This window comes from Vibrio bathopelagicus, from assembly GCF_014879975.1.
GTDB lineage: Bacteria > Pseudomonadota > Gammaproteobacteria > Enterobacterales > Vibrionaceae > Vibrio > Vibrio bathopelagicus.
Window position 1 is genome coordinate 489,861 of sequence record NZ_CP062500.1, and the last position, 24,618, is coordinate 514,478.

Consider the following 24,618-nt stretch of genomic DNA (forward strand, 5'->3'; position numbering starts at 1 on the left):
GATGTCTAACGAAATTACATATGATGGCGTTGAACAATTGCCGATGCGCAAGTTCACCGAAGATGCCTATTTAAATTACTCAATGTACGTGATCATGGATCGTGCATTGCCTTATATCGGTGATGGCTTGAAGCCAGTACAGCGTCGTATTATCTATGCGATGTCTGAATTAGGTTTATCGGCTGCATCGAAATATAAAAAATCAGCTCGTACGGTTGGTGACGTTCTAGGTAAGTACCACCCACACGGTGACTCTGCTTGTTACGAAGCGATGGTGTTGATGGCGCAACCATTCTCTTACCGTTATCCATTAGTGGATGGCCAAGGTAACTGGGGTGCTCCTGATGATCCTAAATCATTCGCTGCTATGCGTTATACCGAAGCTAAATTGTCTAAATTCGCGGAAGTTTTGCTTGGTGAATTAGGTCAGGGCACCGTTGATTGGCAACCGAACTTTGATGGCACGATGAAAGAGCCTCAGATGTTGCCAGCACGCCTTCCTCACATCTTGCTTAACGGCATCACGGGTATTGCGGTTGGTATGGCGACTGACATCCCGCCTCACAATGTCCGTGAAGTGGCGAACGCAGCGATTCATTTGATTGATACGCCGAAAGCTGAACTTCCAGATGTGATGGGTTTCATTCAAGGTCCAGATTACCCGACAGAGGCTGAGATTATTTCGCCTAAGTCGGACATCGAAAAGATCTACCGTACAGGCCGCGGAAGTATCAAGATGCGTGCGGTATGGCATAAAGAAGGCTCTGATATTGTAATCACCGCTCTTCCTCATCAAGTGTCTGGTGCGAAGTTACTTGAGCAAATCGCGAACCAAATGCGTGCTAAAAAGCTGCCAATGGTTGACGATCTACGTGATGAATCTGATCACGAAAACCCAACGCGTATCGTCGTGGTTCCTCGCTCGAACCGAATCGACTGTGACCAACTGATGAGTCACCTATTCGCTTCGACAGATCTCGAGAAAAACTTCCGCGTTAACTTGAACATGATTGGTTTAGACAACCGTCCTCAAGTGAAAGGCTTAGTTCAGATTCTGAAAGAGTGGATTGAGTTCCGTCGTACGACCGTTCGTCGTCGTTTACAGTACCGTTTAGATAAAGTACTGGCTCGTTTGCACATATTAGAAGGCTTACTTGCCGCTTACCTAAACATCGATGAAGTGATTGAGATCATTCGAACAGAAGACGAGCCGTGTCCTGTTTTGATGAACCGTTTCAACATTTCTGAAATTCAAGCCAATGCGATTCTTGATATTAAACTTCGTAACTTAGCGAAGTTAGAAGAATTTAAAATCCGAGCTGAGCAAGAAGAGCTTGAAGCTGAACGTGAGAAGCTTGAAAAGCTCCTAGGTTCAGAGCGTCGCTTGAATACGCTGATCAAAAAAGAAATCCAAGCAGATGCAGATAAATACGGCGATGATCGTCGCTCACCATTGATTGAACGTGCTGAAGCGAAAGCGCTAACAGAGCGTGACTTAGTACCAAGCGAACCTATTACGGTTGTGCTGTCTGAGAAAGGTTGGATTCGTCATGCTAAAGGGCATGAGGTTGACGCTGAAGGCTTGAACTACAAATCAGGTGATAAATTCTTAGCGAGCGCTAAGGGTAAGAGTAACCAACAAGCGGTGTTCCTCGGCAGTGATGGCCGAAGCTACTCTCTTGAGTCTCATTCATTACCGTCGGCTCGAAGCCAAGGTGAGCCAATTACAGGCCGCCTGAACGTCAGTCCGGGTACTTCGATTCGCCAAGTGGTGATGGGAGAGAATGAACAGCTATGGTTAGCCGGTTCTGATGCTGGATACGGTTTTGTTTGTAAGGGCAGTGATCTACTGTCGAAGAACAAGAGTGGTAAAGCATTAGTGAACTTACCGCAATCTTCAGAAGTAATGCTGCCAAGCCCAATTGCTGATCTTGAAAGCAACCAGATCTTGGCGATTACTAACCAAGGTCGTATGTTGTTGTTCCCAATTAAGGACCTGCCGCAGCTTAGCAAAGGTAAGGGTAACAAGATCATCAACATCCCTTCTGCGAAAGCGAAAGAGCGTGAAGAGTTTGTGTCACACTTGATGGCTATCCCTGAGAATGCGACGCTGACTATCTATGCGGGTAAACGTAAGCTTGGTTTGAAACCATCCGATCTTGAGAACTTCCGTGGTGAACGTGGTCGTCGTGGTGGTTTATTGCCGAGAGGATTGCAACGCGTGACTCGTATCGATATCGAAGATCCAAGCGAATCATAGAGACGTTTGTTATCTTGATTAGATAAAAGAAAACCCAGCCTGAGAGCTGGGTTTTTTGTGGTTGTACTCTTTTGTATATGTATTTGGCGGTTTGAATCGCGCCTGTAATGTTTAACCTACAAGCGTGTATCTTCGGCAATCGTCACTTTCAGAGTTTCGTTTTTACCTTGGCGTAAAATACCCACATCAATCACTGTACCTGGTCTTAGGTCGGTAACAATGTCCATGACGCTTTGGCGTCCATTAACTTGGGTGTTGTTGATGCTGACAATAATATCTTGTGCTTCAAAGCCTGCATCGGCTGCTGGACCGTTCGGGTCAATACCCAGTACCACAATACCACCGATGTTCTTATTACCCAGTAAGCGTGATGTCACTGAGTTAATATCTTGCCCATCAATGCCGATGTAACCACGAATTACACGCCCATCCGCGATGATTTTTTGCATGATCTTATTGGCCAGTGGGTAGGGGATAGCAAACGAAATACCGTAGGTTTCCATATCGGTGGCTTGCTGGAAAGATGCGGTGTTGATACCGACTAGTTCGCCTTGTGAGTTAACAAGAGCACCACCAGAATTACCTTCATTGATGGCGGCATCAGTTTGAATAAACGCTTGGTGTCCATCTGCACTGATTGAAGAGCGACCCGTTGCTGAGATAATACCAAAGGTCGTCGTTTGCCCTAGATTGTATGGGTTGCCGATGGCTAGTACCACATCGCCCACATTGGCTGTGTAATCTTGGTTCAGTGGAATCACCGGTAAGTTGTCACCGCTGACTCGGAGTATTGCGATATCGGTGCGTTTGTCTGAACCGACTAGTTGTGCAGCGGCAATGCGACCGTCTTGTAAGGCAACCACAATTTGGTCAGCTTGAGCCACCACGTGAAAATTGGTAATGATGTAGCCTTTTTCGCTGACAATGACCCCTGAACCCAAACCTTGAGTCAGCAGTTTGTTGCGATCGCTTTCTGCGTATTTACGGCTATAAATGTTGACCACAGCTGGTGCCGCGCGGCGTACAGCTTGGTTAAATGAAATCTGAAGTGAACCGATGTTATCCACCTTAGGGCTAGTAACATCAGAAACAATAGCGGGTCTCAAGCTTGGAAATGCAAGAAGAATAAGCGCCGCTGAAACAAGTCCAAGGGAAATAGAACGAAATAGAAAGGACAGCATGTTTCCCTCTTCACAAGTAAGGTGTGAAGCCTCCATCGATGGATGGACGACTTGATTACTAGTGAAGCATAGCATTTTGATTCATCTAAAGAAAAGGGAGACTGAGCAAGTTTAAAGCAAACTTACCGAGCCTCCCTGTTATTACGCTGACGCATGACTATCTAATAACGAGGTAGATAGTCCTGTCGCCACGTTGGATATTTAGCGCTAATACGCCCGGCTGTTTCTCTAGAATTTCTCTAAATTCGGCAAGGTTCTTAACGGTTTGGCGATTGACGCCAATAATGATGTCGTCTTTGAGAAGTTGATAAGCTTCTGCTGGCGAGCCTTGAGCAACACTTGATACTTTCACGCCTGTCGCTGAATCACTCTCGTTAGTGTTAGTCAGCTCTGCACCGGCAAGTCCTTCATGAAGCTTTTCAGCTTGTGTCTTGCTATTGGTTGATTCGCCAAGGGTCACATCATAGCTTTTGCTTTTTCCATCGCGGATAACACCGAGTTCGATCTGTTTGCCTGCGCCTAGTGTCGCAACTTTCGCTCTGAGTTCACTAAAAGTATCAATGCGTTTGCCATTAATAGAGACGATAATATCGCCCGCTTTCAGGCCTGCTTTGTCTGCGGCACTGTCAGGGACAATTTGGCTAACAAAGGCACCTTTACTGGATTCATAACCTAGTGCTTCTGCCAATTCAGAGGTCACCTCTCCGCCTTGAACACCAAGCATGCCGCGTTTTACCTCACCGAAATCGAGGATCTGTTCTGTCAGGTTTGTCATCATATTGGATGGAATTGCAAAGCCGATACCGACATTGCCTCCGTTAGGGCCTAGGATCGCCGTGTTGATACCAATCAGTTCACCGTTAAGATTCACTAATGCACCTCCAGAGTTACCACTGTTGATTGCGGCATCGGTTTGAATGAAGTTCTCGAAGTTCTCTAGATTAAGACCGCTACGGCCTAACGCTGAAACGATACCGGATGTCACGGTTTGGCCAAGTCCAAATGGATTGCCGATAGCGACACTGAAATCGCCGACTCTTAGTTTGTCTGAGTCTGCGACTTTTATTTGGGTAAGGTTTTTGGCTTTCTCTAATTTGAGCAGTGCGATATCAGACATCTGATCGCCACCGATCAGTTCGGCATCGTACTCTCGACCATCATGAAGTTTTACTTTGATATCGTCGGCGCCATTTATAACGTGATAGTTGGTGACGATATGGCCTTTTTTAGCATCAATGATGACACCAGACCCTAACCCGCGGAATGGGCGTTCTCGTGTTTGCTCTGGGCCGAAAAAGAATTGGAATTGTTCAGGGATTTGCTGACGTTGTACCTGTTTGCCTTCTACGGCAATACTAACCACAGCGGGGGTCACTTGTTCAAGCATGGGTGCCAGGCTCGGTAATTGTTCATTACCCACACTTAATGGCAGTGCGGCGGTTGCTTGAATTGGGGTGATGATTGAACTTAAGCTTAAAGTCAGTACTGATAAAGCAAGCAAAGGTTTTTTCATCATAAACTCCTCTCTAGTTAAGGCCTTATCCCTCTCATATTTGCTATAGATATGAGAGGTTTCAAATGACCTGAGTGAAAGTTATGACTCAAAAACCTTTGTAAAGTTCAAGAAGTGTTAAATGTTTACGATGCTTTTGCTGTGACTACGTCAGGAGCATCCATGATTTCTTTCTTTTGCTCTTTAAATAAACCGGTTGCGCCATTAGCGTAATCTTTTGGTTGTTCCTCAAGAGCCGCTTCTTTAGTTGAAGGCTTGTCTTGCGTCTTATCCGAATGGGCAGCGGCTGTTTTGACAAACGGGTTGTCTTGCTCTGGCAGATTAGGAATCAGCTCTGAGCTCGTTTTTTCCATGTGTTGATACAGCTTTGTGTAGTCCTTACCTAAGGTATCTAACATTTCTGCTGATTTAGCAAAGTGGTCAGCAAGTTCTTGTCGTTGCTGTTCAAGGGCAAACTTTGCACTATCTAATTCTTTTTGTACGTTCTTTTGTTTTTTGTATTCAGGCGTCATGAGACGAGAAATAGCGACCCCTAAGATAACTCCGACTAGTAAACCGGCAACGGCATACATCCAAGGCATAACAGCTCCTTATTATTGTTTTTTAACATGTTTGTTACTGCTTAGTTACACGTGATACGGCTCCATGGTACTATGAGAAAGCCGCAGTATAAAGAGAAATGCGTGTGCGCTAGATAGCAGTTTAGTGTTGCTTTATTCATCGTATCAAACCATCTCTCGTGCTGTTTGGGTACCTTTTTCTTCGCTGTCTGATATCGCTTTCATTGTGGAAATGTCGTCATGAATCCCGTTAAAAAATACGAACAAGATATAAAAGAACATGGATTTCAAAGAGATCCAGCACAAGAGCAAGCCGTTAAATCTTTAGATGAACTCTTTCATCAATTCCAAGATTACATGAATACCCCAGTTCCTCAACTTACGCGATTCCAGAAATTGCTAGGTAAAAAGCCCGAGTTGCCAGAGCCGCCTAAAGGCCTCTATTTTTGGGGCGGTGTAGGGCGTGGCAAAACTTATCTAATGGATACGTTTTACGAAGCCTTACCGACCACTAAAAAAATGCGAGTTCACTTTCACCGCTTTATGTATCGAGTTCATGATGAGCTGAAAGCGCTCGGTAATGTTAGTGATCCGTTACCACTGGTGGCTGACACGCTAAAGCAAGAAGCCGATATTATCTGTTTCGATGAGTTCTTTGTTTCAGATATCACAGACGCCATGATTTTAGGGACTTTGTTCCAAGAGCTATTTGCGCGTAACGTTATCTTGGTGGCTACTTCTAACATCCCGCCGGCAGACCTATATCGTAATGGCTTACAGCGTGCACGCTTTTTACCTGCGATTAAGCTGATTCAAGAAAACTGTCACATCCTTAATGTAGACAGTGGTATTGATTATCGACTGAGAACCTTAGAGCAAGCTGAGATCTATCATTACCCATTAGATAACCAAGCCAATATCAATCTAGAGAAATATTACGCGCAGTTGGTCGGTGAAGATAAAGAGAAGCTCAAGCAGATCGAAGTTAACCATCGCCAATTGGATGTCATTGAGGCGAGTGACGGTGTATTACATGGTACTTTTGCACAACTTTGTCAGTCGGCTCGTAGTCAGAATGATTACATAGAATTGTCTAAGGTTTACCACACGGTTTTATTAGCGGATGTTTTACAGATGGGAGCAACGTCAGACGATGCGGCGAGGCGTTTTATTGCATTAGTTGATGAGTTTTATGAGCGCCACGTGAAATTAATAATTTCAGCGGAAGTTGAGTTAGAAAAATTGTACACGAATGGCCAGCTAGAGTTTGAGTTTAAACGTTGTCAGTCGCGTTTAATCGAAATGCAGAGCCATGAATATTTGGCAAAAGAACACTTAATTTAGCTCTTATTATCTCGAATACGAAAGAGAATTAAAAAAATCGTGATTTTGTTCAAAAAGAGGTGATTTTTTCTTCGCTCTTCTCTATAATCCTGCGACCTACCGTTACTGCGGGCCTCTAGCGATGAGTAAAATCACGTTATGCCAAGAGTTTTCCAACACTCGAAGGGGTGATGAATGGTAACTCTTAGACAGTGGGAATACGCGAGTATTCCTTAAGTGTAAATTTTTTAAATAGGTAATTATTAGCATGAAAACTTTCGTTGCTAAACCAGAAACTGTAAAACGCGACTGGTATGTTGTAGACGCTGAAGGCAAAACTCTTGGCCGTCTAGCAAGTGAAATCGCTTCTCGCCTACGCGGCAAGCACAAAGCAGAATACACTCCTCACGTAGACACTGGTGATTACATCATCGTTGTTAACGCTGAGAAAGTTGCTGTGACTGGTAACAAAGCTAAGGGTAAGGTTTACTACCGTCACTCTGAGTTCCCAGGTGGTCTTAAGACTATCACTTTTGAAAAGCTAATTGCTAAGAAACCAGAAATGGTTCTTGAACTAGCAGTTAAAGGTATGCTTCCACGTGGTCCTCTAGGCCGCGCGATGTACCGTAAGCTTAAAGTATACGCTGGTACTGAGCACAACCATGTTGCTCAACAACCACAAGTACTAGACATCTAATTGGGGATTAAGACAATGGCAGAGAATCAATACTACGGCACTGGTCGTCGCAAAAGCTCAGCAGCTCGTGTTTTCATCAAACCAGGCTCTGGTGAGATCGTAATCAACAAGCGTAGCCTTGATGTTTACTTCGGTCGTCCAACTTCTCGTATGGTTGTTAAGCAACCTCTTGAGCTAGTTGAACTAACTGAGAAACTTGACCTTTACATCACTGTTTCTGGTGGTGGTATTTCAGGTCAAGCTGGCGCAATCCGCCACGGTATCACTCGTGCTCTTATGGAATACGATGAAACTCTACGTCCTGCTCTACGTGCAGCTGGCTATGTTACGCGTGACGCTCGTTGCGTTGAACGTAAGAAAGTTGGTCTACGTAAAGCACGTCGTAAACCTCAATTCTCTAAGCGTTAATTTTTCCTTACCGAAAAATACACGCGACCAGTTTTATTACTGGAATTGTGGTTCAAAGCTCGGCTATATGCCGGGCTTTTTGTCTTTCTGGCCCCCGCTAAACGCTTTTCCCCCCTCGTTTTATTCCCAAATTCTTATATTTTGAAAGCTTTTGTAACCCAATGTGCGCTTTGCCTCATGATTGTTACAAAAAGGTAGCTTTATCTTGTCAAAAAGTAGGGTTTTATTTATCATTTGCCGTCAATAAATAGAACTAAATACATATTTTGTTAGCCATGCTCTTTAATCGGAATTATTTCAATCCATAAGGAGCAAATGGGAGAATGTTTGGATGAGCAACGCGCCTTTAAATAACGGTCGCAGGCGTTTCTTAACCGCAACAACAGCCGTTGTTGGTGGTTTGGGAGCAGCTGCTGTAGCCGTGCCTTTTATTAAATCATGGAACCCGAGTGCCAAAGCGAAAGCTGCGGGCGCGCCGGTGGAAGTGGAAGTCAATAAGTTAGAACCAGGACAAATGGTTCGTGTCGAGTGGCAAGGTAAACCTGTATGGGTTGTACGCCGAGCTGAATCGGTACTAGAGAACCTAAAAGCGATCGGTGGTCAACTTCGTGACCCTCAATCTGAGACTGAACAACAACCCGACTACGCACAGAATGAATTCCGTTCAATTAAGCCGGAGTTCTTCGTTGCTGTTGGTTTCTGTACGCACTTAGGTTGTTCTCCTACTTACCTACCAGATTCTTTCGCAGAACAAGTTCAAGGTGTTAAGTCAGGTTTCTTCTGTCCTTGCCACGGGTCAAAGTTTGACATGGCTGGTCGAGTGTTCCAGGGCGTACCTGCACCGCTCAACCTTGTTGTGCCTAAGCATATGTATTTGAGTGACACGAAGATCATGATCGGTGTCGACGAGGGAGACGCATAATGCAAGGATTGCTTGATTGGGTAGAAAAACGTCTACCCGCGATGAATGCTTACAAAAAGCACTTATCTGAATACCCAATGCCTAAGAACTTTAACTTTTGGTACCTTTTCGGTTCTTTGGCAATGTTGGTACTGGTTAACCAAATCCTTACGGGTATCTGGTTAACAATGAACTACGTGCCGTCTGGTGAGGGTGCGTTTGCTTCTGTTGAATACATCATGCGTGATGTGGAATACGGTTGGTTACTGCGTTATATGCACTCGACTGGCGCTTCTGCGTTCTTTGTTGTTATCTACCTGCATATGTTCCGTGGTCTAATCTACGGTTCTTACCAAAAACCTCGTGAGCTACTTTGGATCTTCGGTATGTTGATCTTCTTAGTGCTTATGGCTGAAGCTTTCATGGGTTACTTACTACCATGGGGTCAAATGTCTTACTGGGGTGCTCAGGTAATCATATCTCTGTTTGGTGCAATTCCTGTAATTGGTGATGACCTAACGCTTTGGATCCGTGGTGACTACATCATCTCTGGTGCAACGCTGAACCGTTTCTTCGCACTGCACGTTATTGCTCTACCAATTGTACTATTGCTGCTTATCGTACTTCACGTACTAGCACTACACGAAGTTGGTTCGAATAACCCTGACGGTATCGAAACTAAGCTTCCTAAAGGTACTATGGGCGACGACTACAAGACTCAGTTCCCATTCCACAAGGATTACACTAAGAAATACGACATCATCGACTCTATTCCTTTCCACCCATACGGGACGGTGAAAGATATGGTAGGTGTTGCGGGTTTCCTATTCTTGTTCTGTTACGTGCTGTTCTTTAATCCAGAGATGGGTGGGTACTTCCTTGAGCCGCCTAACTTTGAAGCTGCAAACCCACTGAAAACACCTGAGCACATCGCTCCAGTTTGGTACTTCACGCCGTTCTATGCGGTATTACGTGCTGTTCCAGATAAGCTACTGGGTGTGGTTGCAATGGGTGCGTCTATTGTTGTGCTATTCCTACTGCCATGGTTCGACCGTTGTAAAGTGCGTTCTTACCGTTACCGTAGCAAGCTGCATTTGATTAACATCATCCAATTCACAATAAGCTTTATTGCGCTTGGTATCCTTGGTGCGCTTCCAGCAACGCCAACATACACATTACTGGCTCAAATTTTTAGCTTAGGTTATTTCATGTTCTTCGTTCTGCTGTGGTTCTACAGTAAAAATGAAGCGACGAAACCATTACCAGAAAGGGTGACATTCAAATGAAAAAGTGGATTGTAATTTTATTTGCTATGTTGCCGTCACTAGCGATGGCAGCGGGTGCAGGCGTACCATTAGACAAAGCAAACAATGATTTAACAGATAAAGCTTCATTGCAAAATGGCGCTAAGATGTTCATGAACTACTGTTTTGCTTGTCACTCAACGCAGTACCAACGCTATGAACGTGTTGCGAATGATTTAGAGATTCCTTTAGATCTAATGAAGGAAAACCTGATCTTCGATCCTGAAGTGAAAATTGGTAGCTTGATGGTTAACGCTATGCCGTCTGACCAAGCAGCTAGCTGGTTTGGTGCTCCACCACCAGATCTAACATTGGTTGCTCGTGTTCGTGGCGCAGATTGGCTATACACGTACCTTCGTACTTTCTATGAAGATCCGTCTCGTCCATTTGGTGTGAACAACATTGTTTTCCCAAGTGTTGGTATGCCGCATGTTCTTGAAGAGCTACAAGGCATCCCAACGCCAATCTACGATACTCACATGGTTGATGGTGAGGAAGTAAAGGTTGTTGTTGGTACTGAAACGGACGGTTCTGGTGAACTAAGCACTGGTGAGTATGACAACGCGGTTCGCGATCTTGTTAACTTCCTAGTTTACTCGGGTGACCCAGTACAACTTGAGCGTCATGCTATGGGTTGGTGGGTAATGGCCTTCTTGGTAATCTTCACTATCGTTGTGATTTTACTGAAGAAAGAGTATTGGCGTGATGTGCACTAATTGTGCTATAATACCGTGCTAATTCCCAAATTATGTTAATGTTCAATGGAGGCTTTAGGCCTCCATTGTTTTTATTTAAAGTGTACTGGAGGGCTCCATGGCTGTAGCTGCCAATAAACGTTCTGTAATGACTCTTTTCTCAAGTGCTTCTGATATGTATAGCCATCAGGTGCGCATTGTTCTTGCTGAAAAAGGCGTAAGTGTTGAAGTTGAGTTAGTAGATGAAAAAAATCTACCAGCAGAGCTTGTTGAACTGAACCCGTACAAATCAGTACCTACCCTTGTTGATCGTGAGCTTGCTCTATATGACTCAAAGATCATCATGGAATATCTAGATGAGCGTTTCCCTCATCCACCATTGATGCCTGTATACCCGGTTGCACGTGGTAATAGCCGTCTAATGATGTACCGTATTGAGCGCAACTGGTATTCAGTTGCAGAGAAGATCGTTAAAGGCAACGCTGAAGAATCAGAAGCTGCTCGCGTTAAACTGCGCAACGACCTACTGACTCTTGCTCCTATCTTCGCTGAGTATGAATACTTCATGAGCGAAGAGTTTAGCCTAATTGATTGCTACCTTGCTCCGCTACTATGGCGTTTACCTGAGCTTGGTATCGAACTGATTGGTCCTGGTTCTAAAGAGCTTAAGATTTACATGAACCGCGTATTTGAACGTGATTCATTCCTAGCTTCTCTAACGGAAGCTGAACGTGAGATGCGACTCGTTCGCTAAGCGTATGGATATTTCTAATATGACACCACGCCGACCATACATGCTTCGTGCATTCTATGATTGGTTGGTTGATAACGAATTAACGCCACACCTTGTTGTCGAAGCAACATTACCAGGTGTGCGAGTTCCAGAAGAGTTTGTTCAAGATGGCCAGATCATTCTGAACATCGCGCCTCGTGCGGTTGGGCAACTTGAACTGAGTAACGAGGCTGTTACGTTCAGTGCTCGCTTTAGCGGACGTCCACACTCTGTGATCGTTCCTCTATATGCAGTACAAGCGATTTATGCTCGTGAGAACGGTGCTGGTACCATGTTTGAACCTGAAGAGGCATACATGGAAGCGTTTGAAGAAGGGATTGAAGAAAGTCCTTTTGAAGAACCAGAAAAAGGCCCGTCTTTGAGTGTAGCAACGGCAGACGTTGATGCTGAAGAGCCTGACTCAGATCCTGAGCCACCTCGCCCAGCAAAAGGTCGACCAAGCCTTCGTGTTATCAAATAGCGTTATTTTTAAATAACTCCAAATACAAAAAAAGCAGCGATTTATCGCTGCTTTTTCTTTTTGTGCTTTCTGGTTTTTATTCGCCTGATTCATTTCGTTAGGCTTTTTCAGCTAACTAAGCAGCTAAGCCAGTTAAGTCCGTTTAAGTGAACTGAGGGAATGTTAGTTTACCGAAGCGTCTTCTTCACCATATTCGAATGCTCGAATAACCTGCTTTACGCCTGAAACATTACGGGCAACTTCTGTCGCGATATCAGCGTGCTCTCGAGATACTAACCCAAGTAAAAACACCTCTGAATCTTCAGTGATGACTTTAACCTTGATACCGTTGAGATCAGAATTCGCAAGAAGGGCCGATTTTACCTTAGTGGTAATCCAGCTGTCGTTACTAATGGCGCTGATGGTCAACGGCTCTTTTACTCGAACCTGATTATGGATGCTTTCTACGCCTGTCACTTCTTTGGCTTGGCTTTCAAACGCGCGACGTTCTGAATCAGTGGTTGCTTGCCCCATCAATACAACTGAACCTCGGTAAGAGCTGGCTGTGATGCGAACGTTGCCACGATATGGCTGTTTGTTGGTGATGGCTGCGACTTCAAATTCGATATTGTTGTCGTTCCAAATTTGTTTGGTGGTTCGTGTATCAGTGACTAAGTTCGCTGTGGTTGCGGCACCAGCAATGAAAATGCCAGCACAACCAGACAGAGAAAGTGTAAGTAGCGAAACACTAATCAGCTTAAACAGCCTCATAGAGGTTAATGATTTCATTGTGATGCTCCGTCTATCACTCTTCGTGAGCAGGGAAGAGTACTTGATCGATTAGATCACATAGGCAGTGCAGTGTCACCATGTGAACTTCGTGAATGCGTGCTGTACGGTGTGAAGGAATACGAATTTCTACATCGTGTTCGCCAAGCAAACCAGCCATTTCACCACCGTCTTTACCGGTAAAAGCAATGATAGTCATATCACGAGTTACCGCCGCTTCCATCGCTTTGATGATGTTCTTGCTGTTACCGCTGGTCGAGATAGCCAGTAAAATATCACCAGTTTGGCCAAAAGCACGTACCTGCTTAGAGAAGATCTCTTCATAGTGGTAATCGTTAGCAACGGCTGTCAACGTCGTATTGTCCGCCGTTAGAGCCATTGCTGGTAGGCTAGGGCGTTCTGTTTCAAAGCGGTTTAATAAGCATGATACAAACTGTTGAGCATTAGACGCAGAACCACCATTACCACAACAAAGAATTTTGTTTCCGTTGAGCAGGGTTGCAACCATTGCTTGTGCAGCATGCGTAATTGCGTCAGGCAGTGCTTCGGCAGCAGCAATCTGGATCTGAATACTTTCTGTAAAACTTTCTTTAATGCTGTCTAGCATGTTTATCCTTGGGTAATCGCGTTTTGAATCCAGTTGATATCGTCATTTGGGCCTTCGATGGCAACGATATCAAATCGGAAGTCTGTAGAGTGTACTGACAGGCCTTGCTGCATAAGCCAGACATTGGCTGTTTTAAACAGCTTGTGTGACTTCTTTGCTGTCACCATCTCAGCGGCATGTCCGTAGCGTGTTTGCTTGCGGTATTTTACCTCAGCAAACACAACCGTATTGTTATGGCGCATTATAAGATCAATTTCGCCACACTTTGCTATGAAGTTTTCTTCAATTAGCGATAAACCGTGGCGAATTAGGTAGGACTTTGCCACGGCTTCGTATTTATCACCCACTTGTTTGTGGGTGATTGTTGGTTTGGAGAGAAACTTGCGGCTAAAAAGCCCCATGCTCTGCCCAACTGATTTCTCGTTGTACGATGCAATTGTTGTCGATAGTCAGCACACCGGTTTCTCCTGGAATGCTGTAGCCTTGAACGGCTTTCATCTGTGGAAGCGCATCCATTAGGTAATAAGCATCCATTCCCAACGCTTGCAGACGTTTTTGGCCGTTTGAGTTTGAAGGCCATAGGTCGTTTAGCTCTTTGTTCAGCTCGTTCTTGTTCTCAACCAATAGTGGGATGTCGCTGTAGAACACACCTGTTAAGTCTTCGTACTGCTTATCACCGCTGTTGCTGCGTGAGTTTGAGAACAAGGCTGGTTGGTCAGCATCTGGGTTAATCGCCACTTCAATGAAAGGCTTAATCAATGTTAGCTCTGAGTTCTTCGCCACAATGTAGACTGAGTCGATATCGCGACGACTGCGTGGCTCAGTTTCTAGATCCAGATTAAGGAGGCCATCCATTTGAGCGATACGCTGCTGGCTTTCTTGTAGTCCGAATACTTGATTCACATTACGCTGAAGTTGGCGTTTGTCAGAGAACATAGTAATCGCGACTTCGTTGTTGCTGTACTTTTTCCACTCGGCTTTGAAGGCTTGCTCTACTCGGTCACCTAAGCGTCCTTTTGGCGCTAGGATAAGCGGGTACTTGTAGCCTTGAGCAAAAAGATGTTTCGCTGCTTGAGCGACTTCTTGTTCTGGCGATAGAGCGAGATAGCAGATATTAGTATCAGGTTCTAGTTGCGTTGGAATGTTCAAAGCTAACGCAGGAATCGAGTTCTCGTGATTTTTCTGCGCTTGTTGTAGCTTGGTGATGTTGCTCTTAATCAGCGGGCCAACAATGAAATCAACGTTGTTTTCTTCCAGCGTTGCTTTAATTTCAGCGGCACTTTGTACGTTGGTATCCATAACAGTTAGTGTTGCATCTTCTTCGCGCTCTTTGTCATTCATCATTGCAAAGATAAAACCGTCACGAACGAGTTGAGCCTGCTTGCCGTACTTACCTGTTAAAGGAAGCAATAGCGCGGTGCTGGTCGGCTTGCTGATTTCTAACGCTAATATGTCGGTGATCGCTTGAGGTGTATAAAGCGCTGCTGGGTGACGAGGGTTCTCAGCTAACCAGTCAGACAGTGTTTTCTGTAGGTCTGGAAGATTTGAGTTGAGCGTTTTCATGTAAATAGACAGCTGTAACCAGCCCGCTAAAACGTCTTCGGTAGGAGACGTTTTGAGTTCTAGAATCTCATATTGAGAATAGCTATTCAGATTCTGCCAAATACGGTCAGCCGTTTGTTGCTGGATTTCTTCATCAGCATCTACGTACTCTGAATAAAGCACTAACTCACTGCTCGCTTCGAAATATTCTGTCTTCATCTCGGAAATATTAGCGCGTAGCTCGTGATAATCTTTCCATTGCTCGTTAGGCAGTTTCCACCACGGCTGAAAATTAAGTTGGCTATAGGCTTGATCTGGTTGTGAGTTATTTACTAATAACTGCGCACGAGCCAGTTGCCATTCTGCTTGTTGCACTTCGCTAAGCTCTTGCTTTGCTATGCGTTTGATAAGCAAAGTAGCTTGATCGGTTTTTCCAGCTTGCACAGAGGCTTTAAGTGCCATGATTAGCCAATCGTTTTGCAGGCTTCCTTTGCTGCTATCCGCTTGCATCATGTATCTTTCAGTTGATTGCGCTGGATCTAGTGTAATATCAACACGCGTTGGTGCTTGAGGGCCTGAAGAACAAGCCGCCAACGTAATTGCTAATGCAATTGGAGTGAGTAAGCGTGGTACACTGAGTCTCTTATGGTTCATCGTTGCCATGAGTTCTTTAAATTCCGTATCAATTTGTATCTATATTAATCGTTGAAGTGATGGTAAACAAATGACAGATAACAAAACCTTGCTCACAGAGAGCCCAACTCTCTATATTGTGCCAACCCCAATCGGAAATTTGGGAGATATCACTCAAAGAGCAATTGAAATTTTATCAAGTGTCGATGTTATTGCAGCCGAAGACACACGCCACACGGGTAAGCTGCTTGCTCACTTCAATATATCCACCAGAACGTTCGCTTTACATGATCATAATGAACAAACTAAAGCGCAAGTTCTAGTCGAAAGGTTATTAGAAGGTCAGTCTATCGCATTAGTCTCTGATGCGGGTACTCCTTTAATCAGTGACCCAGGTTACCATCTTGTATCACAATGTCGTCAAGCGGGTGTGAGAGTTGTGCCACTTCCTGGTGCTTGTGCTGTGATTACCGCACTCAGTGCGTCTGGTTTGCCGTCTGATCGTTTCAGCTTTGAAGGCTTCTTACCGCCAAAGAGTAAAGGTCGTAAAGACAAGTTCTTAGAGATCGCAAAAGCAGAACGCACGTGTATCTTCTACGAATCTCCGCACCGTATTACTGATTCTCTACAAGACATGCTAGAGATCTTAGGCCCAGACCGTGAGGTTGTGTTGGCGCGTGAGCTGACTAAAACATTCGAAACCATTCAAGGGTTACCACTCGGTGAGCTTATTGAGTGGATTGAAGAAGATTCGAACCGTAAGCGCGGCGAGATGGTGCTGCTGATTCATGGTCACCGTGAAGAGGCGTCCACAGAGCTACCAGACGAAGCTACCCGCACGCTGGGTATTCTAACCAAAGAGCTGCCCCTTAAAAAAGCAGCAGCAATGACGGCAGAGATCTACAACCTTAAGAAGAATGCACTCTATAAGTGGGGTCTAGAACACCTAGACAACTAATACTTCTTTAGTGATTTAGTTCAGATACAGATAAATGAGTAACTAAGCTGTTCTCTTTTATCTGTATTGCTAATCTGCCGCTCGCTCTTAAATGTTTTCGCAACTCTCATCCGCTTTTAATTTTTTTTCGAATCCCTCATCTCGTTACTCGCATCCGCTTTTAATTCTTTTCGAATCTCTTATCTCGCTAGGCGTATCTGCTCTTTAGCTGCTTTTGCTTAATTTCTGAACACTTAACAATCGGTTTGCAGCATATTTGTGATCTCGCTAGACACTGCACACTAATCTCTATACAATCCGCCCTCGGAGTTGAACGGGTAATCGCTGCTTTGCTGATGTCCTTCGGGAGACTGACGTTGAGGTCCTTAGGGAAACTGACGTTGAAGTCCTTCGGGAGACTGGTAGAGGGGAGGAACGTCCGGGCTCCATAGAGCAGGGTGCCAGATAACGTCTGGGGGGCGCGAGCCCACGACAAGTGCAGCAGAGAGAAGACCGCCGATGGCCTCATTTCTTCGGAAGAGGCACAGGTAAGGCTGAAAGGGTGCGGTAAGAGCGCACCGTGCGGCTGGCAACAGTTCGTAGCAAGGTAAACTCCACCCGGAGCAAGATCAAATAGGCCCTCGCATTGCGCTGCTCGCGTATGGGGGCGGGTAGATTGCTTGAGCCTGTGAGCGATTGCAGGCCTAGACGAATGGTTACCGCCGCGCAAGCGGAACAGAACCCGGCGTATGTGTCAACTCCACCTATATAAAGAACCCATCATTACTTAACGGTAGTGATGGGTTTTTTGCTTTATATTGACGTAAATTATTTAGATTTCCTTAGAATCCTTCATCCTGATATGAGCTTGGGTCAAAAATTCCCAAAGCCTATACACAATATGGTGGAGATACAGCTCGAAATCAGTACACTAAAACGTTAATAGAACAAATTATTGCCTAACTAACGGCTCAATCCACTCACTGAGAAGACTATGACAGAAGCATTCAAACATATTTCAGTATTGCTTAACGAATCTATTGACGGACTTGCGATCAAACCTGACGGTACCTACATCGATGGTACTTTTGGCCGTGGTGGTCACAGCCGTACAATCCTGTCTAAACTGGGCGAGAATGGACGACTCTTTAGTATCGACCGCGATCCACAAGCGATTGCTGAAGCTCAGAAGATTGATGATCCCCGTTTTACAATTATTCATGGCCCATTTTCGGGTATGGCTGAATATGCAGAGCGTTATGACTTAGTCGGTCAAGTGGATGGCGTTTTACTGGATTTAGGTGTTTCTTCACCGCAGCTGGATGATGCTGAACGTGGCTTTAGCTTCATGAAAGATGGCCCGTTGGACATGCGTATGGATCCAACCACGGGTATTCCTGTTTCTCAGTGGTTAGTTGAAGCGGATCTTGATGATATCACTTGGGTTATTCGTGAGTTTGGTGAAGACAAACACGCTCGCCGTATCGCGAAAGGCATCATTGCTTATCAAGAGAACGAAGAGAACGAACCGTTAACGCGTACTGGCCAACTGGCTAAGCTTATCTCAGATGTTGCTCCAAAGAGCTTTAAAGAGAAAAAGCACCCAGCGACACGTGCATTCCAAGCGTTTCGTATCTATATCAACAGTGAACTTGAAGAGATCGATACCGCACTGAAAGGCGCTGCAAGCATTCTTGCTCCTCAAGGTCGTATCTCTGTTATCAGCTTCCACTCTCTTGAAGACCGTATGGTGAAGCGCTTTATCCGTAAAGAGAGCCAAGGGCCGCAAGTTCCTCACGGTTTACCGCTAACAGAAGATCAAATTAAAGCTTTAGGCAGTGCCGATCTAAAACCAATAGGTAAAGCGATCAAGCCTTCTAAAGATGAAGTGGATGAGAATACTCGTTCGCGCAGCTCAGTTCTACGAATCGCAGAAAAGCTATAGTCAATGAAGACCTCCAAACCAAACTTAGCCAAGATAATATTTTTTGATTTGATCTCAGTGGGCAAAGTCCCACTGGTGCTTCTTATCTGTATCTTCGCGAGTGCGATGGGGGTCGTTCTTACGACGCATATGTCACGTCAGGCTATTACGCAAAAAGACACGGCATTAGTGGAGCGAGAACAGCTTGATGATGAGTGGCGAAATTTAATGCTTGAAGAGACGGCTCTAGCTGAACATAGCCGCGTTCAAGCAGCAGCAAAACGAGAGCTAGACATGAAACGTCCAGATTCTGACAAAGAAGTAGTGATCACATTGAAATGACCGGTAAAAAGGAAAAAGCACCCGCGAAAACCGTTAATAAATCAACGAAAGAGCGAGTGAAGAGCGAAAAGGATTCGGATCCAATTCTTATTAAATGGCGTTTCAACGTCGTGATTGCTTTCGTGTTTCTTGCTTTTGCTGCACTCGTAGGCCGCGTGGCTTACATTCAAATCATTGAACCAGATAACTTAATTCGTCAGGGCGACCTTCGCTCGGTACGTGTTAAGGCAATTCCTTCCGCCCGCGGTATTATCTCAGACCGCAATGGCGAACCGCTTGCTGTAAGTGTTCCAGTGGAAGCGGTATGGGCCGATCCGAAAACTATTTTCGATAAAAACGGCATGGCTCAAATTGATCGTTGGTATGCGTTAGCCGATGTACTTGGCCTACAGCGACAATCAATGATCGATAAGATCTCTAGCAACAAATCCCGCCGATTTATCTATCTACAAAGACAAGTTAGCCCCGCGATGGCTAAGTATATTCGCGAGCTTAAGTTGGTGGGTGTTGGCCTGAAAGCGGAATCTCGACGTTACTACCCTGCAGGCGAAGTCAGTGCACACCTTATCGGTGTAACCGGCATTGACGGGCACGGTTTGGAAGGCGTTGAACGCAGCTATGACAAATGGCTCACGGGCGAGGCGGGTAAGCGGACTATTCGTAAAGATCGTTACGGGCGCGTTGTTGAAAATATTGCCTTAGAAGAGCGTGAAGAAGGCAAACCACTAGAGCTAACGATCGATCAACGACTTCAGGCGATAGCTTATCGAGCGATTAAGCAGGCCGTGGCGGATCATAAGGCGACTTCAGGCTCTGCTGTATTACTCGATGTAAAAACGGGTGCCGTGTTAGCCATGGTTAATGCCCCTTCTTATAATCCGAATAATCGTGCTGATTTACAAAGCTTTAAGATGCGTAACCGCGTTCTGACAGATGCAATGGAACCAGGTTCTACCGTGAAACCTTTTGTGGTTTTAGCGGCGCTAGAGAACGGTACTGCAGACCCTGATATCGTTATTGATACGGGCAATGGCATTATGCAGATCGGTGGCAGTCGCGTACGAGACTCTTCTAAAGTCGGTAAGGCTGACTTAGCGCTTATCCTCAAGAAGTCGAGTAACATCGGCGTAGCTAAATTGGCACTTAATATGCCACTTGAAGCTTTGCTTGGTATGTACAGTTCAGTTGGTCTAGGCGAGATGTCTGGGCTCAACTTGGTTGGTGAAACGAGCGGTATTTTCCCGAATCGCCGTCGTTGGTCAAAGTTTGAAATTGCGACCTTAGCGTTCGGTTATGGTTTGTCGGTTACGCCGATGCAGTTGGCTCATGCTTATGCAACGCTAGCCAACAAAGGCATGTATGAACCGATTCATATTATTAAGAGTAACGACCAAGATTTTTCTAAGCAAATCATCAAGCGAGAGAACGCTGAACTGGTTTTGAATATGCTAGAAGGGGTTACTCAAAAAGGCGGTACGGCAACAAGAGCCGCAGTGCCTGGTTATCGAGTTGCAGCAAAAACGGGTACCTCTCGTAAGGCTGAAGCGGGCGGCTACAGTGATGAATACATCGCAGTGACCGCAGGCTTTGCTCCCGTTAGTGACCCAAGGGTGGCGCTGGTTGTTGTGGTCAATGAGCCTCAAGGTGACCTTTACTATGGCGGTTCAGTCGCAGCCCCCGTTTTTTCTGAAATCATGAAGGGTGCACTGCAAATACTCAATGTCCCTGCTGATGAAAACAAGTTTCAAGAATAGAGCTAATCAGGATTCAATATGAGTAATAGCCTCACGCTGTCATCTTTACTTTCTCCTTGGGGAGACTTTGGTTCTCCTGAGTTGGAGTCGATTGCTATTGAGCAATTGGAGTTAGATAGCCGAGCCATCAAGGATGGTGATGTTTTTGTTGCCGTAATCGGACATGCTGTCGATGGTCGTCGGTTTATCGACAAAGCGGTCGCTCAAGGCGCGAAAGCCGTCATTGCACAAGCTGGCGATGACAAAGTTCATGGCTTGGTTGAATGGCTAAACTCGGTTCCTGTGGTTTATATTTCAGACTTAAACTCAATACTCTCTGAATTAGCTGGCCGTGTTTATTCTTCTCAAGCGACCAAATTGATTGGTGTCACGGGCACCAATGGTAAAACCACCATCACCCAGTTGATTGCTCAATGGCTTGATCTCGTCGGCCAGCGTTCAGCGGTAATGGGCACTACTGGTAATGGTTTCTTAGATAATCTAAAAACTGCTGCTAACACCACGGGGAGTGCTATTGAAATACAGCACACATTGAGTGAGTTGGCTGCAGAAAAAGCGGTTTATACCGCAATGGAAATCTCTTCTCATGGTTTGGTTCAAGGCCGAGTAAAAGCGTTGGATTTTGAGGTTGGTGTATTTACTAACCTGAGCCGTGATCATCTTGATTATCACGGTACGATGGAAGAGTACGCATTGGCTAAGAAGAGCCTGTTTACTCAACACAAATGCAAGCACGCAGTCATTAATGTGGATGACGAAGTGGGTAAAGCTTGGATGTCAGATTTATCCAATGCAATAGCCGTTTCACTGTCACCGCTAACGGGCTATCAACAATCGCTATGGGCATCTGATGTCGCTTATGCAGAAACCGGTATTCAGTTGTCTTTCGATGGTAGCTGGGGACAAGGGAAGTTTTCTGTTCCACTGATTGGTCAGTTCAACGCATCAAATGTACTGGTTGCTTTTGCGACTTTGCTTTCGTTGGGTATCGACAAGCAAACCTTGGTCGATACCGCGTCTCAGCTTCAGCCTGTTATTGGCCGTATGGAGCTTTTCCAAACTCCGAACAAGGCAAAAGTGGTTGTCGATTACGCTCATACGCCCGATGCGCTAGAGAAAGCATTGGCAGCACTACGCGTGCATTGCTCTGGACAACTGTGGGCAATCTTCGGCTGCGGTGGTGACCGCGACACCGGTAAGCGCCCAATGATGGCGGCAACCGCAGAGCAGTTCGCAGATAAAAGCATTATTTCAGATGACAACCCTCGTAGTGAAGATCCTGCGTTGATTGTTAAAGATATGCTGGCTGGCTTAAGTAAACCTGAATCTGCATTTGTCGAGCACGATCGCTATCAAGCCCTTAAGTTTGCTCTAGAGCAGGCTGGCAGCAATGACATTATTCTTTTGGCTGGTAAAGGCCATGAGGATTACCAAGTATTGAAAGACAAAACGGTACATTATTCAGACCGAGAGTCTGCGCTACAACTTTTAGGTATTTCATAATGATTGATGTATCACTCGAGCAGATTTGTTTTGCTGTTAATGGCGAGTTGATTGAGTCTTCAGAAACGAGTAGTCACAATACAGTGATCAACGCCGTTTCTACCGACACGCGTACAGTCGAAGACGGCGCGCTGTTTGTTGCTATCGTCGGTGATCGTTTCGATGCGCATGATTTTTGCCATCAAGCAGTTGCAGCAAACGCGAGCGCGTTGTTAGTCGAACGAAAACTTGACCTAAATATTACTCAAGTTGTTGTTGAAGACACTAAACTTGCTTTAGGTCAGCTAAGTGCTTGGATCCATAAGCAATGTAATGTTCCAACCATGGCGATTACAGGCAGCTGTGGCAAAACGACCGTCAAAGAGATGGTGGCAAGTATTCTACAGCAGCGAGGCAAGGTGCTGTTTACGGCAGGTAACTTCAATAATGATATTGGTGTGCCTTTGACTTTGCTACGCAGTGAACCAAGCGATGACTATGCGGTGATCGAATTAGGCGCCAACCATATTGGTGAAATCGCCTACACCACGCAGCTAGTCAAACCACAGGTTGCTTTAGTGAATAATGTGGCCGCGGCTCATTTAGAAGGCTTTGGTTCTATCGATGGCGTTAAACAAGCGAAAGGTGAAATCTTTCAGGGGCTTGCTGCCGATGATACTGCTATTGTTAATTTAGAGAGCAACGGTGGTGACTTTTGGAATGAAGTACTCGCGGATAAAACGGTACTGACATTTTCTGAAAGTAACCATGAAGCCGATTACTTTGCTGAAAATATTGAAATCAACGACCAAGGCGAAGCTTTCTTTGATATGCAAACGCCACTAGGTGCTACGGCTGTTGAACTTGGTATTATTGGTCAGCATAACGTGGCGAACGCGTTGGCAGCTGCAGCGTTGAGCATTCAATTTGGTGCAACGCTTGATGAAATAACAAGTGGTTTAGCGAATCTTATCTCGGTCAAAGGACGAGTTGAGGTTCAACAATTAAGTCAGAATATCAAGCTGATAGATGACAGTTATAACGCTAGCGTGCCTGCAATGAAGGCGGCAGCTAAACTGCTGTCGAGCTTTAAAGGTCAACGTTGGTTGATTTTAGGCAATATGGCTGAATTAGGCGACGAAAGTCTTGCACTTCACCGTCAAGTCGGTGAATATGCTGCCCCATTCGCTTTTGAGCATGTACTCACTTACGGTGATGATACCAAGGTGATTAGTGAGGTCTGTAATGGTACCCACTTTGTAACGCATCAAGCGATGATCGCACACATAGAGCAGCACTTATGCTTGCCGAATAACGTGTCACACACCTTGTTGGTGAAAGGCGCAAACAGTGCAGGAATGAGTAAAATAGCCGCTGCTTTAAAGGAGAACTTTTCATGATAATTTGGCTTGCAGAGCTACTACAGCCATACTTTTCTTTTTTCCGTTTGTTCGAATACCTATCGTTTCGAGCAATCGCGAGTATTTTGACGGCTTTATGTCTGTCGCTGTGGATGGGACCTCGTTTAATTGAGCGTCTGCAAATGCTACAAATTGGCCAAGTTGTTCGTAATGACGGCCCAGAGTCTCACTTCAGTAAACGTGGTACGCCAACCATGGGCGGCGTGATGATCCTTGCTGCGATCATTATTACGGTATTAATGTGGGCTGATCTTTCCAACCCTTACGTTTGGGCGGTATTGGCAGTGCTTGCTGGCTACGGCGCCGTTGGTTTTGTTGATGACTACCGTAAAGTGGTTCGTAAGAACACAGATGGTCTGATCGCTCGCTGGAAGTACTTCTGGCAATCGGCGATTGCACTTGTGGTGGCATTTGCTCTGTATGCTCACGGACACGATACTGCGGCAACTCAATTGGTTGTTCCTTTCTTTAAAGATGTAATGCCACAGCTGGGTTTGTTGTACATCGTACTGACTTATTTTGTTATTGTGGGTACCAGTAATGCGGTAAACCTAACGGACGGCCTAGACGGCTTGGCCATTATGCCAACGGTTATGGTGGCGGCTGGTTTTGCTGTGATTGCATGGGCAACAGGTAACGTTAACTTCGCGGCATACCTCCACATTCCATACATCCCATACACCTCTGAGCTGGTTGTGGTATGTACCGCTATCGTGGGCGCGGGTCTTGGTTTCCTATGGTTTAACACCTACCCAGCGCAAGTATTCATGGGCGATGTTGGCTCACTAGCGCTTGGTGGTGCATTGGGTGTGATTGCTGTGTTAGTTCGCCAAGAGTTGGTACTGGTTATCATGGGCGGTGTGTTTGTAATGGAGACCTTGTCAGTTATTCTTCAAGTCGGCTCTTACAAACTGCGTGGTCAGCGTATTTTCCGCATGGCACCGATTCATCACCACTATGAACTGAAAGGTTGGCCAGAGCCGCGCGTAATCGTGCGCTTTTGGATCATCTCAATGGTATTAGTACTGGTTGGCCTAGCGACACTGAAAGTTCGTTAATCCTATGTGAGCCTCTTGATGAGAGGCTCTTTAAAACTATTAAGAGCATCTTGTT

At 45.4% G+C, this 24,618-nt stretch carries 23 protein-coding genes and 1 other RNA gene; 17 read left to right on the forward strand and 7 right to left on the reverse strand.

The annotated features are described in order from the left end of the window. The first annotated feature begins 1 nt into the window (after position 1). Positions 2–2,260 carry a DNA topoisomerase IV subunit A gene (gene parC / locus IHV80_RS02265; RefSeq protein ID WP_192889937.1) on the forward strand — a complete coding sequence of 753 codons (2,259 nt, stop codon included), beginning with the start codon at positions 2–4 and terminating at the stop codon, positions 2,258–2,260. A gap of 116 nt (positions 2,261–2,376) precedes the next feature. Here the strand turns inward: parC and degS are convergent, their stop codons facing one another. The 3 genes from degS to zapG form a co-directional block, all read right to left on the reverse strand. Continuing rightward, positions 2,377–3,441 carry an outer membrane-stress sensor serine endopeptidase DegS gene (gene degS / locus IHV80_RS02270; RefSeq protein ID WP_192889938.1) on the reverse strand — a complete coding sequence of 355 codons (1,065 nt, stop codon included), beginning with the start codon at positions 3,439–3,441 and terminating at the stop codon, positions 2,377–2,379. Positions 3,442–3,598: 157 nt separating this feature from the next. Continuing rightward, entirely contained in the window at positions 3,599–4,954 is a 1,356-nt protein-coding gene (locus IHV80_RS02275; RefSeq protein ID WP_192890708.1) for a Do family serine endopeptidase, read from the reverse strand. Between the two features lie 125 nt (positions 4,955–5,079). Beyond that, entirely contained in the window at positions 5,080–5,535 is a 456-nt protein-coding gene (zapG, locus tag IHV80_RS02280) for a Z-ring associated protein ZapG (RefSeq protein ID WP_192889939.1), read from the reverse strand. A gap of 219 nt (positions 5,536–5,754) precedes the next feature. Here zapG and zapE point away from each other — a divergent pair, with 219 nt between their 5' ends. The 8 genes from zapE to sspB all read left to right on the forward strand — a co-directional run bounded on the left by zapE (position 5,755) and on the right by sspB (position 12,095). After that, complete coding sequence (zapE, locus tag IHV80_RS02285) at positions 5,755–6,858, forward strand: cell division protein ZapE (RefSeq protein ID WP_192889940.1); 1,104 nt, start codon at positions 5,755–5,757, stop codon at positions 6,856–6,858. Positions 6,859–7,105: 247 nt separating this feature from the next. Further along, positions 7,106–7,534, forward strand: a complete 429-nt coding sequence (gene rplM, locus IHV80_RS02290) for a 50S ribosomal protein L13 (protein WP_010434689.1) — start codon at positions 7,106–7,108, stop codon at positions 7,532–7,534. 15 nt (positions 7,535–7,549) lie between these two features. Then, positions 7,550–7,942, forward strand: coding sequence for a 30S ribosomal protein S9 (gene rpsI / locus IHV80_RS02295; protein ID WP_004740758.1), 393 nt, complete (start codon positions 7,550–7,552; stop codon positions 7,940–7,942). Positions 7,943–8,273: 331 nt separating this feature from the next. Further along, the gene (gene petA / locus IHV80_RS02300) at positions 8,274–8,864 is read left to right on the forward strand and encodes a ubiquinol-cytochrome c reductase iron-sulfur subunit (protein WP_102298433.1); all 591 of its coding nucleotides are present in this window, start codon (positions 8,274–8,276) and stop codon (positions 8,862–8,864) included. After that, positions 8,864–10,129, forward strand: a complete 1,266-nt coding sequence (locus IHV80_RS02305) for a cytochrome b (protein ID WP_137374482.1) — start codon at positions 8,864–8,866, stop codon at positions 10,127–10,129. Before petA ends, IHV80_RS02305 begins: the two co-directional genes overlap by 1 nt. After that, positions 10,126–10,863 (forward strand): cytochrome c1, encoded by a 738-nt coding sequence (locus IHV80_RS02310; protein ID WP_192889941.1) that lies wholly within the window; start codon positions 10,126–10,128, stop codon positions 10,861–10,863. The genes IHV80_RS02305 and IHV80_RS02310 overlap by 4 nt, the downstream gene beginning before the upstream one ends. Before the next feature lie 97 nt (positions 10,864–10,960). Next, on the forward strand, positions 10,961–11,596 hold the full coding sequence (gene sspA / locus IHV80_RS02315; protein ID WP_009848943.1) for a stringent starvation protein SspA: 636 nt from the start codon (positions 10,961–10,963) through the stop codon (positions 11,594–11,596). 19 nt (positions 11,597–11,615) lie between these two features. After that, entirely contained in the window at positions 11,616–12,095 is a 480-nt protein-coding gene (sspB, locus tag IHV80_RS02320) for a ClpXP protease specificity-enhancing factor (protein WP_102434658.1), read from the forward strand. Between the two features lie 162 nt (positions 12,096–12,257). Here sspB and IHV80_RS02325 read toward each other — a convergent pair whose 3' ends face one another. Genes IHV80_RS02325 through IHV80_RS02340 form a run of 4 tightly spaced genes read right to left on the reverse strand, consistent with a single transcriptional unit; the run spans position 12,258 to position 15,675 of the window. After that, complete coding sequence (locus tag IHV80_RS02325; RefSeq protein ID WP_192889942.1) at positions 12,258–12,863, reverse strand: BON domain-containing protein; 606 nt, start codon at positions 12,861–12,863, stop codon at positions 12,258–12,260. Between the two features lie 16 nt (positions 12,864–12,879). Then, on the reverse strand, positions 12,880–13,470 hold the full coding sequence (locus IHV80_RS02330; protein ID WP_004729817.1) for a phosphoheptose isomerase: 591 nt from the start codon (positions 13,468–13,470) through the stop codon (positions 12,880–12,882). Between the two features lie 2 nt (positions 13,471–13,472). Beyond that, complete coding sequence (locus IHV80_RS02335) at positions 13,473–13,871, reverse strand: YraN family protein (RefSeq protein ID WP_192889943.1); 399 nt, start codon at positions 13,869–13,871, stop codon at positions 13,473–13,475. Then, on the reverse strand, positions 13,858–15,675 hold the full coding sequence (locus IHV80_RS02340; RefSeq protein WP_192889944.1) for a penicillin-binding protein activator: 1,818 nt from the start codon (positions 15,673–15,675) through the stop codon (positions 13,858–13,860). The genes IHV80_RS02335 and IHV80_RS02340 overlap by 14 nt, the downstream gene beginning before the upstream one ends. Before the next feature lie 61 nt (positions 15,676–15,736). Between IHV80_RS02340 and rsmI the strand changes: the two genes are divergently transcribed. The 8 genes from rsmI to mraY all read left to right on the forward strand — a co-directional run bounded on the left by rsmI (position 15,737) and on the right by mraY (position 24,563). Next, the gene (gene rsmI, locus IHV80_RS02345; protein WP_017106823.1) at positions 15,737–16,603 is read left to right on the forward strand and encodes a 16S rRNA (cytidine(1402)-2'-O)-methyltransferase; all 867 of its coding nucleotides are present in this window, start codon (positions 15,737–15,739) and stop codon (positions 16,601–16,603) included. 305 nt (positions 16,604–16,908) lie between these two features. Continuing rightward, an RNA gene (gene rnpB, locus IHV80_RS02350) (RNase P RNA component class A) lies at positions 16,909–17,348 on the forward strand. A gap of 228 nt (positions 17,349–17,576) precedes the next feature. Further along, positions 17,577–18,527, forward strand: coding sequence for a 16S rRNA (cytosine(1402)-N(4))-methyltransferase RsmH (gene rsmH, locus IHV80_RS02355; protein ID WP_017084764.1), 951 nt, complete (start codon positions 17,577–17,579; stop codon positions 18,525–18,527). A gap of 3 nt (positions 18,528–18,530) precedes the next feature. Further along, positions 18,531–18,848 (forward strand): cell division protein FtsL, encoded by a 318-nt coding sequence (ftsL, locus tag IHV80_RS02360; RefSeq protein ID WP_192889945.1) that lies wholly within the window; start codon positions 18,531–18,533, stop codon positions 18,846–18,848. Beyond that, entirely contained in the window at positions 18,845–20,602 is a 1,758-nt protein-coding gene (locus IHV80_RS02365) for a penicillin-binding transpeptidase domain-containing protein (protein ID WP_192889946.1), read from the forward strand. Before ftsL ends, IHV80_RS02365 begins: the two co-directional genes overlap by 4 nt. Positions 20,603–20,620: 18 nt before the next feature. Beyond that, on the forward strand, positions 20,621–22,105 hold the full coding sequence (gene murE / locus IHV80_RS02370; protein ID WP_192889947.1) for a UDP-N-acetylmuramoyl-L-alanyl-D-glutamate--2,6-diaminopimelate ligase: 1,485 nt from the start codon (positions 20,621–20,623) through the stop codon (positions 22,103–22,105). Continuing rightward, the gene (locus tag IHV80_RS02375) at positions 22,105–23,484 is read left to right on the forward strand and encodes a UDP-N-acetylmuramoyl-tripeptide--D-alanyl-D-alanine ligase (protein WP_192889948.1); all 1,380 of its coding nucleotides are present in this window, start codon (positions 22,105–22,107) and stop codon (positions 23,482–23,484) included. Before murE ends, IHV80_RS02375 begins: the two co-directional genes overlap by 1 nt. Further along, positions 23,481–24,563 (forward strand): phospho-N-acetylmuramoyl-pentapeptide-transferase, encoded by a 1,083-nt coding sequence (gene mraY, locus IHV80_RS02380; protein ID WP_192889949.1) that lies wholly within the window; start codon positions 23,481–23,483, stop codon positions 24,561–24,563. The genes IHV80_RS02375 and mraY overlap by 4 nt, the downstream gene beginning before the upstream one ends. Positions 24,564–24,618 lie beyond the last annotated feature (55 nt).

Coding starts and splice junctions, on each gene's coding strand:
- parC (WP_192889937.1), top strand. CDS start 2: ATGTCTAACGAAATTACATATGATGGCGTTGAACAATTGCCGATGCGC.
- degS (WP_192889938.1), bottom strand. CDS start 3,441: ATGCTGTCCTTTCTATTTCGTTCTATTTCCCTTGGACTTGTTTCAGCG.
- IHV80_RS02275 (WP_192890708.1), bottom strand. CDS start 4,954: ATGAAAAAACCTTTGCTTGCTTTATCAGTACTGACTTTAAGCTTAAGT.
- zapG (WP_192889939.1), bottom strand. CDS start 5,535: ATGCCTTGGATGTATGCCGTTGCCGGTTTACTAGTCGGAGTTATCTTA.
- zapE (WP_192889940.1), top strand. CDS start 5,755: ATGAATCCCGTTAAAAAATACGAACAAGATATAAAAGAACATGGATTT.
- rplM (WP_010434689.1), top strand. CDS start 7,106: ATGAAAACTTTCGTTGCTAAACCAGAAACTGTAAAACGCGACTGGTAT.
- rpsI (WP_004740758.1), top strand. CDS start 7,550: ATGGCAGAGAATCAATACTACGGCACTGGTCGTCGCAAAAGCTCAGCA.
- petA (WP_102298433.1), top strand. CDS start 8,274: ATGAGCAACGCGCCTTTAAATAACGGTCGCAGGCGTTTCTTAACCGCA.
- IHV80_RS02305 (WP_137374482.1), top strand. CDS start 8,864: ATGCAAGGATTGCTTGATTGGGTAGAAAAACGTCTACCCGCGATGAAT.
- IHV80_RS02310 (WP_192889941.1), top strand. CDS start 10,126: ATGAAAAAGTGGATTGTAATTTTATTTGCTATGTTGCCGTCACTAGCG.
- sspA (WP_009848943.1), top strand. CDS start 10,961: ATGGCTGTAGCTGCCAATAAACGTTCTGTAATGACTCTTTTCTCAAGT.
- sspB (WP_102434658.1), top strand. CDS start 11,616: ATGACACCACGCCGACCATACATGCTTCGTGCATTCTATGATTGGTTG.
- IHV80_RS02325 (WP_192889942.1), bottom strand. CDS start 12,863: ATGAAATCATTAACCTCTATGAGGCTGTTTAAGCTGATTAGTGTTTCG.
- IHV80_RS02330 (WP_004729817.1), bottom strand. CDS start 13,470: ATGCTAGACAGCATTAAAGAAAGTTTTACAGAAAGTATTCAGATCCAG.
- IHV80_RS02335 (WP_192889943.1), bottom strand. CDS start 13,871: ATGGGGCTTTTTAGCCGCAAGTTTCTCTCCAAACCAACAATCACCCAC.
- IHV80_RS02340 (WP_192889944.1), bottom strand. CDS start 15,675: ATGGCAACGATGAACCATAAGAGACTCAGTGTACCACGCTTACTCACT.
- rsmI (WP_017106823.1), top strand. CDS start 15,737: ATGACAGATAACAAAACCTTGCTCACAGAGAGCCCAACTCTCTATATT.
- rsmH (WP_017084764.1), top strand. CDS start 17,577: ATGACAGAAGCATTCAAACATATTTCAGTATTGCTTAACGAATCTATT.
- ftsL (WP_192889945.1), top strand. CDS start 18,531: ATGAAGACCTCCAAACCAAACTTAGCCAAGATAATATTTTTTGATTTG.
- IHV80_RS02365 (WP_192889946.1), top strand. CDS start 18,845: ATGACCGGTAAAAAGGAAAAAGCACCCGCGAAAACCGTTAATAAATCA.
- murE (WP_192889947.1), top strand. CDS start 20,621: ATGAGTAATAGCCTCACGCTGTCATCTTTACTTTCTCCTTGGGGAGAC.
- IHV80_RS02375 (WP_192889948.1), top strand. CDS start 22,105: ATGATTGATGTATCACTCGAGCAGATTTGTTTTGCTGTTAATGGCGAG.
- mraY (WP_192889949.1), top strand. CDS start 23,481: ATGATAATTTGGCTTGCAGAGCTACTACAGCCATACTTTTCTTTTTTC.